Origin of the sequence: Sulfolobus sp. B1, assembly GCF_007050195.1 — an archaeon.
Classification (GTDB): domain Archaea; phylum Thermoproteota; class Thermoprotei_A; order Sulfolobales; family Sulfolobaceae; genus Saccharolobus.
The window spans coordinates 47,966-63,283 of record NZ_QIMI01000001.1 but is presented as its reverse complement, the minus strand read 5'-3'; the positions used below and the strand labels follow the sequence as shown (position 1 = coordinate 63,283).

Below are 15,318 nucleotides of genomic sequence, written 5' to 3'. Positions count from 1 at the left end.
TTTCCTTTGCTTCCTCGGAAATAGAAATACTCAAGAACTCCATTAGGTTTTCCTTTAAACCCTTAACACCTATGTCGGGGAAGTCACTACCATAGAGGCATTTATCCTTTATCTCCTCAAGTCTAGGTATGTAATCTAGGATTCTTTTGGGCGGTATACTTGACAAATCCAGATAAATATTCCTTCTAATTCTAGCCAACTGAAATGCCGTATTTACCCATATAGGTCTTCCACTATGAGCTAATATGATTCTCAGTTTGGGAAAGTCTACTGAAACGTCGTCCGCAAATATGGGGTCACCATACTTATTTCTGGCAACTGGAAAATAACTAGTTCCAGTATGGACTATTATAGGTAAATTATGGTCTTGAGCGAACTCATATATAATTTCTAATTGTTTTAGACCACCTTCTTCAACCCTATAACTATTTGGTTTTACCCACATATGAGGAGGATGTATCTTGAAACCTGAAACTCCTGCCTCGTACTGTTTCTCTAGCCAATATTTAGTCTCCTTTTCTGATAAGTGGTTTGGTTGAACCCCTCCCACAATTGAGATTCTATCAGGGTATTTCTTGAAGAAATTAATAGCCCTTAGCACTATATCCTCATTAGATCCCCACATTTCTCTTGAAGGATATACTATGTTTACGACGTATTCTATGTTAGCCTCATCCATTTCTTTGATTATGTGATCGATGGAAACTAGTTGCCTGTCAACTGCGTTATTAGACATGTTATTTACTCTCCTTATCATTTCATCCGACATTATCTCTCTTACCCAAAGATGCACGTGAGAATCTATATAGCCCATAACGATTATTATAATAAAGTCATATTAAAAACTTTATAAGAAAATTGAAATACATTAATTAGATTTAAATTGATAAAGTTAAATATACTTCCGTTATATGGGTATGAAATCAGTTTAGGTCACTCATTGACGAATTTTCTTAAATTTAAATTCTCGTTACTAGGTTAGATTATACCTTTTATATACCTTCATAACTGAACTAAAAAATATGATGTCATTAGCAAAGCACGTTAGATGCTTAGATTACACTATTACACTTTCGACGAAATTGAAGGCAATAAAAGTTATGAAGCTAAATATTTTGTGTGTAAAATTAAAACTTCACCAAGTTCTTATCTATAAAACTAACATGTGAACATTAGTGTACTCCCATTATGTGTAGAAAATGGAGGAACGATACATTTTGCTTCCCATTGCTATCGTTACCCTTCCACTACGTCTGTAGACATATCTAACTTAATTTATACCTTTGTTCTTAAACTATAAAGTCGTATCTAGTTTTGCCGTTATTAGTTCAAAAAATCTTTAGAGAGTATTTTAATTTTGTAAGATATTTACCCTATCTATTTTAAAAATTTTAATAGAATTTTATGTTACACATATGTACGAAATGAATAATTATGAAACAATACTTTTTATCGTATAAAAGATTTTTAATAACCATTACTCGTCTAGGAATATAGTTTTTCACTAACATCATAATGAAAACTTATTGTTAATGAATTCAAGTAGTTCATAAACCTATAACGTCAGTAAGGAAAGTTTATATAGTTTATTAATGAAAGTAATTAATGAAACCATGGTAGATGCTAGTATTGTAGGATTTGGTTTCTATTACGAGAAGAAGGTTGAGGTACCTGCTGTAGAGCTATTCAAGAGGTCAATAATTGAAGCCATTAAAATGGCTAACATGGAAAAAGACGAAATAGATGGATTGGTTGTTACTGCAGTGCCAGGGACAATTGATAATTCACATGATACTGGAATATTCCTAATTAATAAGGTAGCTAGCAAGGTTGGAATAAACAAGCTTAATTACTTCGACTATGTGTATACTGGAGGTTCGTCAATAGTTGTAGGAACTTATAGGGCTTTTAAGGCTGTGGAAAGCGGTCTGGCTAATAACGTATTAGTTGTAGGAGGAGGAAAGGGAAATCTGCTCAAGAGAATACGAAGTTCGATGTTTGAGTCCACTATTAAAAATTACGTCAATGAAGGGGTTACATATTATGAGTTAACAATACCTACTATTGAGTTCTATCCAACGAGCGATTATGCGTTAATAGCTAATAGGTACATGAGGGAACATAATACAGACGATAGTGGTAGGGCAATGATAGCTGTAAAGCAAAGGGAGAACGCTAATCTAAACCCTAAAGCAATATATAGAGGGAAGTTAACATTGAAAGACGTGCTAGAGTCACCTATGGTAAGTTATCCTCTAAGGCTATTAGAAGTTACCAATCCAGTTGACGGGGCTTTAGCTATTTTGGTAAGTAAAAATGCTTCAAAGTCAAGTATATCCCCTATAAAGTTGATGGGATTTGGAGAGGCTACACTAACAATTCCATTAGCTGAAAGAGAAAATATATTAGATACTCCAGTTAAACATAGCGTGAGAAGGGCGTTAAACTCATTAAATTTAGATAAGATAGATTACTACGGAATATATGATGCCTATACTATAATGGTTCTTTTAGAGATAGAAGGGATAGGATTAGCTGATAATGGTAAAGGAGGGGAGTTCGTAATGGGAGATAGCTTCCTACCTACTTCATCTTATCCAATAAATACGAGTGGTGGAAGTCTAAATGTTGGACAAGTGGGATTCACCAGTGGTGGTGTAGTTTTAGCTGAGGCATTATATCAATTAGCTGGATTAGCTGAGAACAGACAAGTTAAGGATGCTAGAATTGCCTTAGTTAATACTTTAGGTGGGGTTTTTGATCATTCAGCAACAATAGTTTTGGGTGTTGAATAATGGATTACAAGCAATTAAATGATGAATACTATAACGTATTAAGATCAGGTGAAGTACCTATACTTTCTTGTAAGAATTGTGGATACAGTTTCACTAATCTTAGAACAACATGTCCGAAGTGTAGTAGTGATAAATTAAATGTTAGGGGAGCTAAAGAGGGTGTAGTATATTCCTACACGATAATAGAAAGAGGACTACCTTTTACAGCAGTGCTTCTATTAGTGGATATTAATGGAGTTAGAGTTAAAGCCAATTATCTAGGGGATCCAAAGAAGTTAAGGATCGGATTAAAGGTTAGATCAAAGTATGTCAAGCAAGAACTGATAGAGTCAATAGTATTTGAGCCGGCGGAGTAGTAGCAAATACAGTCTCTTCTCGATTAAAAAAGTTAAAAAAGACTGAAGCTATTCATTTTTTATAACTTCTTTCAGTTCGTTTATTACGTTCACATCATCTAAGGCTGAGATATCCCCTAATGGTTCGTCTACTAATAATGACCTTAATAATCTCCTCATAATCTTAGCGCTTTTAGTCTTAGGCAATCTTCTCACGAAGAAGATATCGTCTACAGAGAAGCCCCTCTCACTTAAGTATTTAACTACATCCTCCTTAGACATCACACTACCAGGCTTTAGTACTATGAAGGCTGATATCTTGTTCTTACCCTCTTTAGTGTATCCCACTACTGCAGCCTCTGCTATGTTAGGATTACTTACTAATATCCCTTCAATTTCCAACGTGCCTACTCTATTACCCCCAGTTACGATTATATCATCAGCTCTACCTAATACGTAAAGATAACCGTCTTCATCATAAAACCCATAATCTCCAGTATATACGTAGTTAGGGAATCTTGAAGTATATATTTTTATAAACCTCTCCATGTTAGGATCGTTCCATAATCTTCCCATTGCTGGGTTAAGCATGCTTAGTACAATATATCCCTTTTGATCAGGTGGCAATGGTTTTCCATCATCATCTACAACATTAACGCCGAAGAACTTAAGTCCAGCAGATCCAGGCTTATAGGGGATTTCCCCTAACCCAAATGGAGTTGAAGCTATTGGAAATCCATACTCTGTCATCCAATAGGAGTCAGCGATTATTACGTCAGGCATATTTTCTCTTAACCATTTCCAAGTACCCGGATTTAAGGGCTCACCGGTATTTAAAATGAGCCTCAACGAGCTTATATCTCCCCTTACTGACTCTTCCCCTAAACCCTTTAACATGTTGAGGAGTGTAGTAGGCATCCACACTAGATTAACGTTAAACCTCTCCACGATTTTAGCGAATAAATCTCTTCTATAACCTATGAACCCTTCAAATATGATACCAGTGAGTCTCTTTTGCGGAATGAAATGTATATTCCCACCCCACGTAAGCCATCCTAAATCTGAAATTATCCACACGGTATCTTCTCCTTCATGAAATCCAAAGACTGATTTAAGAGCCCATGTTGAGGCTACAATGTATGCTAAGGAAGCGTATATCCCTTTAGGCTTTCCTGTAGTTCCAGAAGTGTAAGCTATTATGAGTGGGTCGTTTGATTCTATTGGTTGAGGTTCAACATACACTTTACCCTTAGGGGAGTCATCTTCGTATATTACATCCCTATTCTTAACTACATCAAAGTCCGAATAACCTCTGCTTACTACGACTACTTTCTCCACTGTAGTCTTGTAGTCATTAAGGACTTTATCAACATAATCCTTAATTCTTATCTCATTTCCATTTCTAAATCCCTTCGATGCAGTTACTAATATTTTAGAGCCGCTATCGTTTAACCTTTCGGCAAAAGCTTGTGGTGATAGGCCTAAGTAATGCATTGCTATTACAGCACCTAGCCTATATATTGCTAGAGCGAAATATATTGCCTCAGGTATGTTAGGTAGTAAGAGGGAAACTGTGTCCCCTTTTTTCACCCCTAACTCTCTTAAGAAATAGCTAGCCCTATTTACCTCATAGAATAAGTCCCAATAGGTTATTGCCTTGGTTAAGCCGCTTTCGTTCATGTAATAAAAGGCTACCTTATTCTTATTATCCTCTAAGTTTAGGTCGATAGCGTTCCAACATATATTCGATAATCCTCCTATATACCATCTTATTTTAGGTGGAGAACCTTCAGCTACTTCCTTCGGTTCTTGAATCCATTTTATTATGTTTCTATTTTCCCACCAGAATTTTAGGGGATTTTGGTCTACTTCCTTTATTAACTTCCTAATTTTAGCTAATGAATATAACTCCATTATAACAATTGACACTTTAAAAACATATAAAGTTTACTATCGCTTTTAAGTATTATTAAAAGAAAAAAATCAAATATATTTATATACTACCTTCCCTGGCGGTAAAATCATGTCAAACTTTCCGAAGTATGCACTAACTGGCTCTGCTGGACCAAACTTGAAAATAGGATCAGTTAAGCTTTCCTCTACGAAGTTCAATACCAGTTTCCCAGTCCACAACTCCAATGAGTTATCACTAGTAGATGTTCTAGGCGTCATTTTCACCTCAACTTTCACTAACTCCGCTAACGGTTTAGATTCAGTATCTGCATTTGGTATTAACTTAAGAAGCAATGTAGGTGAGGAGCCTATTCCGGAAGCTTGTAATTCTTCCATCTTGGCTTGTCTCTCAATTCTCATTTGAGAACTTATTAGTTTCCTTCCAGCAGGTCTCTCTAAAATAGCCTCTACACTCTCACCTTGAATTTCTAATTTCATCTTTGCAAATTTCTTAGGAAAGCCCCAAATTTCCCTACCCGCAGTTAGGGCTGAATCATTGTCTACATAAATGTAGGAGACGAATAGATGTGGTTGGTTTTGGTAAAGTACTAATGGCGATATCACTACCTCATTATAAGAACCATATAAGCTAGAAAAGGGATAATAAGCTTGGAAATACATAAATAATGGCTTGTTATCACCTAACGTGACTAGATCTAGATTATCTGGCACAGTTTCACTTATACCATCTGGATTTCCTTTAAAAATTCCGAGTATAGCGTAAAAATCTCTATAATATGCTGGAGGCTTTAAATATATTGGCGCATGAGCAGGCATGGCGAATGCTTGGTTAACATTTAATTTACCCTTCATTAGTTTATCTTTCACTTATAGCTTAATAAACTTTAATCATGAATAGTTTGTAGTCTGATAAAGATTTAAAAATAAGTAGAATTAAAATAATCATAATGGTAACAGAGAAAGAAAGGGAACTATTGAGAAGAGTGTGGAACGAATCCCTTATGAAGCAATTAGCTCACGTGAGGAGTAGAAGGTTTGGATTAGGATATAGATATGACACTGGAGAATCTATAAGAAAGGGAAATTTGGTTGTAGAATATCCAAAGGGATTGTTAGAATTTAAGTCACAGAAAGAACCTATCCCGTTATCCGATGTAGAAAACGCGTTAATTATGTGGTCAGCTGCTGGACCTAATGGATTAATTTTGGCAGATTTAGGCGTTAATAATAACGTAGCTACTTTCATTTACGCTACTGGTAGGACTATTCCTGGTCCAGATAATGATCAAGGATTGGACTTGATATATATTGTTGATGATGGAGTTTACTACTATAGACCATCACAAGCATCAAAAATATATGAAATTGAAAGAGAAGATGATTTGGGTAAAATAGTTGATTGGTACAAAAATTATTCCATTAAATTAGCGAATGGAAGAACAGACTTAGCTGGTACAATGCCCTTCGCTATGGCCTTTAACAAAAACTTTAACGAGATAGGAAGCACGCTACTACTTCCAATTTATGATGCCTCTAGGGTGATAGTTAACATATTATTTCACTATTTTGAATATGAACGTGTACCAATAATAGATGATAATACTGGCCAATTAGCAGACCAAAATGGTGCTATGAAGAAGCTAATTGATAAAGGTTACTTAACCTCTCAAATCCCATTAACGATGGACCTCTTAGATAGGGCCATAGGGGCAGTTGCTGGTGTAGTTGTTGGAACTTCTGTCCAGAACATAAGATTGATGAGCGAAGCTATTGGCTTAGGAAGTTGGATCTTTGGAGGGATTTATGATTATAGTATAATGGGAGCTTTTTCGCCTCAATTCAGAGGATTGGAAGAGGCAGGTGCTGTAGTGTGCCAACCACCATCTAAGAGTAAGAGATTATGGCCATATAAGGTTGGTATAAGAAATGTTAAGATGAGTTTTTCCATTATAGAGGGTTGCAAAGATTCTCCATATAAAAGTGGGGAAGAACTAGTTAATGATTTCTTAAATATAAAGTACGGGAAATATAAGGAGCCAAATGGTTTAGAATATGATGGAATATGGAGCCAAAATAGAGACCCTAATCTAGTAGCTTGGAAAAGGGATATTTATGACATGCTTAGAAGAGATGAAAAGGTAAGAGTTAAAGAAGAGATAAAGGATGCCGTAGTATCCTTTATAGATTACTCAGTAGCAAAGTATGGAATGTTTCCTAGAGTAGATCCTATATGGATTCCAATGGCTGTTCAAGTTCACCATCTGGATGTAGATTTCTACAAGAAGTATTATAAGGAAGAAGTATTAACTGAAAACATCTTAAGGCATTTTGAAATTTGGCACAGGTGAAATGATGAAATTTCCAAGCCTAGAGTGGGCACAGAAACTATGCGCTGAAATAAATGGTATAAATATTGATGAGATAAAATCATGGAATTGGAACATACTATTTATATTAAAAAATGTACAAAATAGAAATATGAAATTCAAGGTTAATATAAAGGAGGGAAAATGCTTAGGAGTAGAAGAGGGAGAAAATCTGGACGCAGATTACGTAATTGAGGGAGAGTATAGTGTATGGAAGTCGATATTACTGGGTGAATTAGATTTAGCCGTAGCCTTACTATCCGGTAAACTAAAGCTCGTTAATGGAGATAAGCTAAACTTAATAAGACACATTAGGGCAGCTGTTAATATCGCAAGTATAGTCAGAGGCAGAGGTATAACTAACGATCTGGAGATACTCTAAAACTATTTGAACATAAGCTTTTTTAATTTTTTATCTAATTCTACTTTAATGAGATATGAAGAAGTGTTAAAAAGTTTTAGTTGGGATGATGTAAAAAAGTACTTTGGGCAGGATTTTAGGGATAAGCTAATAAGAGAAGGAGGAGAGGTTGGGGTACTTAGGGTAGATGATAAGTGGAACAAGCAGTCATTATCTTACTCTCAACTGAAGGATAAAGCTCAAAAACTGAGTTCCTTCCTTAGAAATGAGTTCAAGGTGAGTAAAGGAGACGTAATGGCTTGTCTAGCTGAGAAAAAGATTGAACAAGTAGTTTACCTAGTCTCAAGTTGGATGTTAGGGGCAATATTTGAACCATTATTTACAGCATTCGGACCATCTGCAATAGAAATGAGAATTAAAGATAAGAAACCCAAAGTAATATTAGTACAAGAGGATCAATACGATAAGATTAAAGACCTATTCGACAACATCATCACTTTTCCCGGAAGGAAAGAGAAGTCTGTGTCTTTTGATGAGGCAATATCTTACGATAAATTGAAGAGGGAGGAATGGGAGAAGATTTCATATAATGATCCCTCTGGCTTACAATATACTTCCGGTACAACTGGAAGACCAAAAGGGGCTTTGCAGAACTTCAGAACACTCTATAGTTTATACGTTTATATGAAGTACGGAATAGGTATAAGGGATGATGACGTGTTTTGGACTCCAGCAAGTCCAGGCTGGGCTTATGGTTTAGGAGTTGGAATAATATCACCAATAATATTTGGGAAACCAGTAATTTTCTTCGATAAACTATTCTCACCGGAGGATACTTTAAAATTCGCTGAGGACTTCAAGATTACAAATTTCGCATTTGTTCCTACAGCATATAGAATGATAATGGGGAAAGTAAGAGAGCCTAAGAAGTATAATTTGAGAATAACTAGAGCGAGTTCTGCAGGAGAACCCTTGAATCCTGAAGTGATAAGGTGGTTTAAGGAAAACTTTGGCTTTACTATTAAGGATCATTATGGTCAGACAGAGACTGGAATGATAGTATATAACGGTTGGGGGTATGAGGCTGATATAAAGCCCGGTAGTATGGGATTACCTGCTCCGGGATATGAAGTGACTGTTATTGATGGAGTTATTGCGGTAAACAAGAATACTGAAGGGTTCTATTTCTTAGGATATATAAATGATGAGGAGAGGACTAAAAGGGCATATAGAGGGGATTGGTACTTAACGGGGGATATGGCAGAAGTAGATAAGGATGGTTACTTCTGGTTTGTTGGAAGGGAAGATGAGGTGATTAAGGTTTCTGGCTATAGAGTAAGTCCTTTCGAGATAGAGAGTGTTCTAATCCAACATCCTGCAGTGATGGAAGCAGCTGTATTAGGAGTAGATGATCCAGTTAAGGGTAAAGTTATTAAGGCATTCATAGTTTTAAAGCCTTCATATAACCCCTCTGAAGATTTAGCCAATGATATTATAAACTTCGTAAGGGAGAAATACTCTAAGCATGCCTATCCTAGGGAGGTTAAGTTTGTTAATTCGTTACCCAAAACTGAAAGTGGGAAAATACAGAAATATAAACTGAGAGAAATGTTATAGTGCTGACTTCCTCCCCACCATAAAGGCTTGTCCTCCCTTTATCAAGATACATAACTATTTAAACTAAAAATTTATAATAGAAACGACATGAATATAAGGTTATTATATTTCGAAAAGGCTGATCCACAGATTTTTAATTTAGCTTCAATCATATCTTATGCCTATTCTATAGGCGAATTAGAGGAGTTATATCCCACGTTGATAGTGATGGAAGGTTTCAGTAGACCTTTCTCATATTTAGGTTATTACCAAGATGTTGATAGAGAAGTGAAAATTGAGAATTGCAAAAGGTATAACGTAGAGTTAGTAAGAAGATGGAAGTTAGGAATGGGAAACATTTTCATGGATAAGATAACCGGAGGATGGGCAATCATATTCCCGCAGAGAATGTTTAATAGCTCCACTGAAGCATATGACGTGTTAGTTGGCAAAGTATTTTTAAATGCGGTAAAGGAGTTAGGCGTAAAGGATGCTGAATACGTGAGTCCGAATGATATAAGGATTAAAGGAAAGAAGCTTTGTGGAACTGGAGTAAGTATTCTAAGTAATAAGAGGGAAGTCTTATTCTTCAACGGATTCACCAACCTTTGGCGACCAGATCCAGAATTGCCTTTCAAAGTTCTTAACATACCACCAGAAAAATTTGCAGATAAAGCTATTAAAAAGCCAGAAGAGTACTTCGCCTCAATAGATATAGATGGGATTTTAACGCCTAAGAGTGGCGATTTCAGAGAGTCTTTGACGAATGCGATAAAGAAAGTATTCGATGCAAAAATTGAGATAAGCGAACTTAATGATGAAGAGGAGAAGATCTGGAGTAAATATCTCAGTATACTGAAGTCTGAGGAGTTCATCTTTAGAAGATCGACTGGTAAGTTTATGGCTAAGAACAGTGTATATGATTATAGATTTGCCCAAAAGAAGTATAGAAAGTTGATTCAAGCATCAGTAGCTTTAAGTGGTAATGAGATTAAGGACGTTATGATCACAGGAGATTTCGGGCTAGTTCCTCCGGATCTTGATGAAGATATAACGAGAGAACTAATAGGTTTAAGATGTGATGAATTTAACGTTGCTAAAGATAAAGTCTTAAAACTGATGAAAGAAGGGTATGAAATAATAGGTGCTACACCAGAGGAATTCATTACACCAGTGTTCATGGCTTGTAAAGGAACATAAAATATCAAATTGTTTTAATCATTTTTGTAGAAATGTAGACAATTATTTAAGACTTTAAAGAGTAAAGTAAATAATGATACCTATATGAAACTAAAAACATTAATTTTTACAATCTTAGGGGATTATAATTTGAGCGGGAGAAATAGCTCCATAAGAGCTAGAAGTCTAGTCAAATTAGTGGAGCCCTTTGGTTTTACGAGTAGTGCTGTAAGAACTACGTTACATAGACTAAAGCGTGAAGGACTCATTACGAGTTCAAATAGGGGGAGTTATGAGTTTTCGCAAGAAACTATCTTAAAGTTTGAAACAGCCATAAAGAGGGTTAAAGAATGGAGGTTTGGTCATTGGGACGGTAAGTGGAGGATAGTGATTTACAATTTTAAGGAAGACAATAAGGCTTTGAGGAATAAGATCAGAAGAGAACTACAGTGGTTAGGTTTCGGATCTTTAGCCTCTTCAACGTGGATTTCTCCCAATCCTTTAGAGGGTGTGGTAAATGAAATGATAGAGAAATATTGGAAGGATGGGGGGAAAGTGTACTTATTTATAGCCTCATTTCCTCAAGATCCTCAAATGATAATCAAAAAGTGTTGGAATCTAACTGAAATAGAGTTGAGGTATAAGAATTTCATAGGTAAATGGATAAAATTAGCTGATAATGCTGATAAACTATCCCCTGCAGAGGCTTTCGTAAATAAGATAACCATTTTGCATGAATATAGGAAGTTCTTACATATTGATCCTGGACTCCCTCAAGAACTCTTACCCCCTAACTGGATAGGTTATGAGGCATATAAGCTGTTCAAAAAAATATATGATGATTTATCCCCCTCAGCTAACAAGTATTTTGAAAGCGTTTATGAAGAATAATTACTGCATTGTAACTTTAATAATATGTAGAATCTTAAACAGTGATTGGTAGACTAACTTCTTTCCCACCAGTGAGCCTCTCCTCACTTTGTAACCTAAAAAGTTATACAAGTCTCATTAAGAATTTTATATCAATATAAAATAAATAGATATCTAAGGTGAGAAAAGTGGAGAATGTAACTGAAGAGCAGTTGACAGCTTATATACAATCGCATCCCATGTCACAACTCTTAGGGATTAAAGTGATTGAAATAGCCAAGGATCACGTGATAGTTAAATTTCCCTTTAAAGAGTTAATAAGTATTCCCGGAGGTATCGTCCACGGAGGAATATCCATGTATGTTTTAGATACTGTTTGCTGGTCCGTAGCTAGGTTAGTTTCGGATAGTCAAGTTCTCACATTAGAACTGAAAATAGCTTTTCTTTCACCATTAAAGGGAAATGAGTTTAAGGTGATAGGTAAGATACTTAAAAAGGGCAAAAGGGCTATTTTTGTAGAAGGAGAGATCTATAACGATAAGGGAGAATTATGTGTGAAGGCCTTAGGGACTTTCATGAAGGTTAACGCTTAATTTAAAGCGTGTTAGATACTAAATTTTATTGGCAAAGGAAGGGCAAGCTTTTCTCCCGGGGTTAAAGTTTTTAAGTGAAGGAAGATCATTGAGGGAAGCCATAAAGCGTAGTGAAAACGTGTCCCTCCTCCTCAATACATATTTACAAGTCTCGAGGAGGGTGGGGTTCCTCTACCCAAGGGATAGGGGTAAAATGGCTGAAGACCTAGCTATCGCTGGACGAGTGGGTATTAATGCCCACTAGCTATGAAGGCGGTAAACTTGTGAACCGCCCTAAGGGAACCCTTAAGGCGGGAAGGAGGTCAGATATTAAATACATACGTTTTTCCGTAGCATTTCCTATCCTATCCTAAAGGGTTATGTTGAGGTCTAAAGGACTACCCTTTGTAGGAGTTGCTTCATATTAGCAACGCTTTTAAATGAAGTTGTTTTAACCCTAGCTTGTTACTAATATGATTATTCATAAATTAATGAGTGATCTTTGCTACACAAAATTTATACTTTTCATCTTATTCTTAAAGGTTACTACCATTTTATAAACATTCGTAAACAATTAAAGAATAACTGTAATTTAATAATCTTCATCTTTTCGAAGCTTTGCTACTAAGATGACGTAATATTAAATCTTTATCATTACTTAACCTATACCATATTACTTTTTTTCATCAATACAAATATTGCCGATTAGTTATATAAGAACCAGGTTGTGCTTCCTCTTCATGATTTTCTCTAAATAAGTTATGGTTATTCGAACGCTAAAAGTATTTTATCAACTGAAACAAAGAATTAAATGTAATGGGAAAAGATATTGCAATTACCTTTCATGAGATGATGGTAGATTATATACATGAGAGTGATTGGACTTCAAAGATAAGTGTAGATAGAGAAAGGCTAGTTGTGTCTCCCTTTTCCTCCTATATTTCATCGGAAGGCGAGATAGAGATATCAACAGTTAAGGTTTATTCCAAAGAGGAACTAAAACTTTTAGAAAAAACTTTAAAGTCACATTGGAAGATCAAGAGAATATTATTCTTATATCCAATAAATGATGGATATCCTAAAGTATTAAGGTTAGGAGTCATTGGTGACCTAAGGGATTCAGTTAGAGGGACTGCTTACACTCTTGGGGCAATAGCGGATTCCTCTTTATACTATGAGACAAGGGAGAAGTGGTCTATTTTATTCATGGATAAATACAGCGTTGACGCAATGAGAAGATTTCTTGAAATCCACGGAAAGGTCTTGAATTTTAAGGTGAAGGAGTTTCAATTACCCATAGATGTTCTTTCTAAGTATGAATTTAAGAATAGATCCCTATTTACTGATAGAGAGGTTGAAGTTCTTAGGTTAGCTTATGAAAGAGGTTTGTTTGAGTATCCAAAGAAGAATAAGATTGAGGATGTAGCTAAGGAATTAGGAGTTACTAAGGCTTCATTAAATGAAGTGTTAAGAAAGACGCTAAAGAAGATAATCAAGAACATAGTTAGTAGTTTGGACGACTATTTCTACTAATAATGTAAAACAGCATACTAGTCTGGGTCATAATTTATTAATTACCTATCTAAACCTATTACCCATGAAGTCTAGGGCTATGATTCTTAAGGAGTTTGGCAAACCCTTAGAGATGGGAGAAATAGAAGTTCCTGAGGCAAAGAAGCAGTCAGTTGTAATAAGGGTGAATGGTGCAGGAGTTTGTAGAACTGATTTAAGACTTTGGAAGGGGACAGAACCCAGACCAGGATTCAAATTACCTTTTGTCTTAGGTCACGAGAACGCTGGAACTGTTGTAGAAGTTGGAGAAGATGTTAAGGGGCTCAAGAGGGGAGATAAAGTAATAGTTTATGCGGTTTGGGGAGACTTAACTTGTAAATACTGCAGGCAAGGCAAATATATGTTATGCAGAAATCAAGCTATCCCGGGACAGTCATATTATTATGGTGGTTTCTCTGAGTACCTTTACATCCCTAACTTTATGTTTCTATATAAGATAAATGTGGATCCAATACTTGCTGCACCCTTAGCTGACGCAGGTCTAACTTCTTACTCAGCAGTCAAAAAGGCTTTAAAATACGCTAAAGCTGACTCAAGTATAATACTTTATGGCTTTGGAGGATTAGGAATTTACGCTTTGCAAATAATTAAAGCTTTAGCTCCTTATCTTAAAGTCTACGTTGTTACTAGATCTAAAGAAAAATTAAATCTAATAGAGGAGTTAGGAGGGATAGGCATGAGACCAGAGGAGTTGAACGTTAAGGATGTTAGTGTAGCAATTGACTTCGTTGGAAATGAGGAATCGACTATGAGAATAGCTAAAACTCTCGAAAGTAATGGAGTTATAATTGAAGTAGGTATGGAAGGGGATAAATTATCAATACCAACATTTGAATCAGTAGTTTGGGAATATAAACTAGTGGGAAGTAATTATGGCACCTTCAACGAACTAGGTGAGTTGATGAGTTTAGTAGAACGTAATTTGATAAAACCATTCGTGATAAAAAGAAGTTTAGAGGAGTTAAACGAAGCTTTGAGAGATCTTGAGAGCGGAAAAGTTTTGGGAAGACAAGTGGTAATACCCTAACAGTTTTTGAGGAAAAAAGTCACTTTAAGAATAAAGTTCCCAATTTTACTTGTACATCAACTTGAAGTCTTCTAACAATATCCCATAGTGTAGCACTATTACTACTTATAACCGGCTTATTTAACTCTTTTTCAAGTTTATCTATTATCTCAAAGGTTCTCCAGTTAGTACAAGAGATGAAGAGAGCATCATACTTATTTGTACTCTTAGCCACATTTAATATGAAGCTATAACTATAATCTGGCTCAAGTTTGCCAATCTGAGTATTATCAACTATACCCATTCCTTTTATGTTCACAACTTCAAAGCCATTAGCTTCTAAGAATTGTTTCTCTTTCTCATTCAGCTCTTCTATGTAAGGAGTAACCACCAGGACTTTACTTGCATCTAACGCTCTTAAAGCTTTAGTTACTGACCCAGACGTAGCTACAGCCTTTATTCCAGTTTTTTCCTCTATCCTTCTCTTTATAAGTTCATGATGATTAGGTCCCTTAAATAAACTGCCCGTGGTACAAGCGTAAGCTATTATGTCAACTTTAGCAGTCTTTAGTTCTATTGATGCTCTCTCAGTTTCCTTTTCCATTTCCTCCAATGATTTTAATGTGACATCTGGCAGAATAATCCTTGAAGTATGAACTGTAAAATCTGGTTCTTTGAATACTCTGTTAAATTCTCTCTCTACTGTAGTGTTGGAGGATGGAACTATTACACCTATTTTAGTCCATTTCATT

The 15,318-nt window shown here is 35.7% G+C and carries 15 protein-coding genes; 11 read left to right on the top strand and 4 right to left on the bottom strand.

From position 1 onward, the window contains the following. Positions 1 to 814, bottom strand: an 814-nt coding sequence (locus DMP16_RS00290; RefSeq protein ID WP_143576792.1) for an amidohydrolase family protein, incomplete at its 3' end; no start/stop codon positions are given. Positions 815 to 1,592: 778 nt separating this feature from the next. Here DMP16_RS00290 and DMP16_RS00285 point away from each other — a divergent pair. After that, positions 1,593 to 2,795 carry a thiolase family protein gene (locus DMP16_RS00285; RefSeq protein WP_231961159.1) on the top strand — a complete coding sequence of 401 codons (1,203 nt, stop codon included), beginning with the start codon at positions 1,593 to 1,595 and terminating at the stop codon, positions 2,793 to 2,795. Then, positions 2,795 to 3,151, top strand: coding sequence for a hypothetical protein (locus tag DMP16_RS00280; RefSeq protein ID WP_069284354.1), 357 nt, complete (start codon positions 2,795 to 2,797; stop codon positions 3,149 to 3,151). Before DMP16_RS00285 ends, DMP16_RS00280 begins: the two co-directional genes overlap by 1 nt. Positions 3,152 to 3,199: 48 nt before the next feature. Here the strand turns inward: DMP16_RS00280 and DMP16_RS00275 are convergent, their stop codons facing one another. Further along, complete coding sequence (locus DMP16_RS00275; protein WP_069284353.1) at positions 3,200 to 5,044, bottom strand: AMP-binding protein; 1,845 nt, start codon at positions 5,042 to 5,044, stop codon at positions 3,200 to 3,202. A 69-nt stretch (positions 5,045 to 5,113) separates the two neighbouring features. Continuing rightward, a complete protein-coding gene (locus DMP16_RS00270) occupies positions 5,114 to 5,896 on the bottom strand; it encodes an acetoacetate decarboxylase family protein (RefSeq protein WP_069284813.1) in 783 nt (260 codons plus the stop codon). 95 nt (positions 5,897 to 5,991) lie between these two features. On the opposite strand from DMP16_RS00270, the gene DMP16_RS00265 reads away from it, so the two are divergent. The 9 genes from DMP16_RS00265 (at position 5,992) to DMP16_RS00225 (ending at position 14,587) form a co-directional block, all read left to right on the top strand. Continuing rightward, on the top strand, positions 5,992 to 7,392 hold the full coding sequence (locus DMP16_RS00265) for a hypothetical protein (protein WP_069284352.1): 1,401 nt from the start codon (positions 5,992 to 5,994) through the stop codon (positions 7,390 to 7,392). Between the two features lie 4 nt (positions 7,393 to 7,396). Further along, complete coding sequence (locus DMP16_RS00260) at positions 7,397 to 7,792, top strand: SCP2 sterol-binding domain-containing protein (RefSeq protein WP_069284812.1); 396 nt, start codon at positions 7,397 to 7,399, stop codon at positions 7,790 to 7,792. A gap of 48 nt (positions 7,793 to 7,840) precedes the next feature. Beyond that, complete coding sequence (locus DMP16_RS00255) at positions 7,841 to 9,388, top strand: AMP-binding protein (RefSeq protein ID WP_069284351.1); 1,548 nt, start codon at positions 7,841 to 7,843, stop codon at positions 9,386 to 9,388. Positions 9,389 to 9,475: 87 nt separating this feature from the next. Next, complete coding sequence (locus DMP16_RS00250; RefSeq protein ID WP_069284350.1) at positions 9,476 to 10,567, top strand: biotin/lipoate A/B protein ligase family protein; 1,092 nt, start codon at positions 9,476 to 9,478, stop codon at positions 10,565 to 10,567. An 84-nt stretch (positions 10,568 to 10,651) separates the two neighbouring features. Beyond that, complete coding sequence (locus tag DMP16_RS00245) at positions 10,652 to 11,437, top strand: PaaX family transcriptional regulator C-terminal domain-containing protein (protein WP_069284349.1); 786 nt, start codon at positions 10,652 to 10,654, stop codon at positions 11,435 to 11,437. A gap of 218 nt (positions 11,438 to 11,655) precedes the next feature. Next, the gene (locus DMP16_RS00240; protein ID WP_069284811.1) at positions 11,656 to 12,009 is read left to right on the top strand and encodes a PaaI family thioesterase; all 354 of its coding nucleotides are present in this window, start codon (positions 11,656 to 11,658) and stop codon (positions 12,007 to 12,009) included. 28 nt (positions 12,010 to 12,037) lie between these two features. Next, on the top strand, positions 12,038 to 12,253 hold the full coding sequence (locus tag DMP16_RS10780) for a hypothetical protein (protein ID WP_069284348.1): 216 nt from the start codon (positions 12,038 to 12,040) through the stop codon (positions 12,251 to 12,253). A gap of 551 nt (positions 12,254 to 12,804) precedes the next feature. Continuing rightward, positions 12,805 to 13,521 carry a helix-turn-helix domain-containing protein gene (locus tag DMP16_RS00230; protein WP_069284347.1) on the top strand — a complete coding sequence of 239 codons (717 nt, stop codon included), beginning with the start codon at positions 12,805 to 12,807 and terminating at the stop codon, positions 13,519 to 13,521. 64 nt (positions 13,522 to 13,585) lie between these two features. After that, the gene (locus DMP16_RS00225; RefSeq protein ID WP_069284346.1) at positions 13,586 to 14,587 is read left to right on the top strand and encodes an NAD(P)-dependent alcohol dehydrogenase; all 1,002 of its coding nucleotides are present in this window, start codon (positions 13,586 to 13,588) and stop codon (positions 14,585 to 14,587) included. Positions 14,588 to 14,606: 19 nt separating this feature from the next. Here DMP16_RS00225 and DMP16_RS00220 read toward each other — a convergent pair whose 3' ends face one another. Further along, a complete protein-coding gene (locus tag DMP16_RS00220) occupies positions 14,607 to 15,317 on the bottom strand; it encodes an aspartate/glutamate racemase family protein (protein WP_069284345.1) in 711 nt (236 codons plus the stop codon). Between the last annotated feature and the right edge of the window lies 1 nt (position 15,318).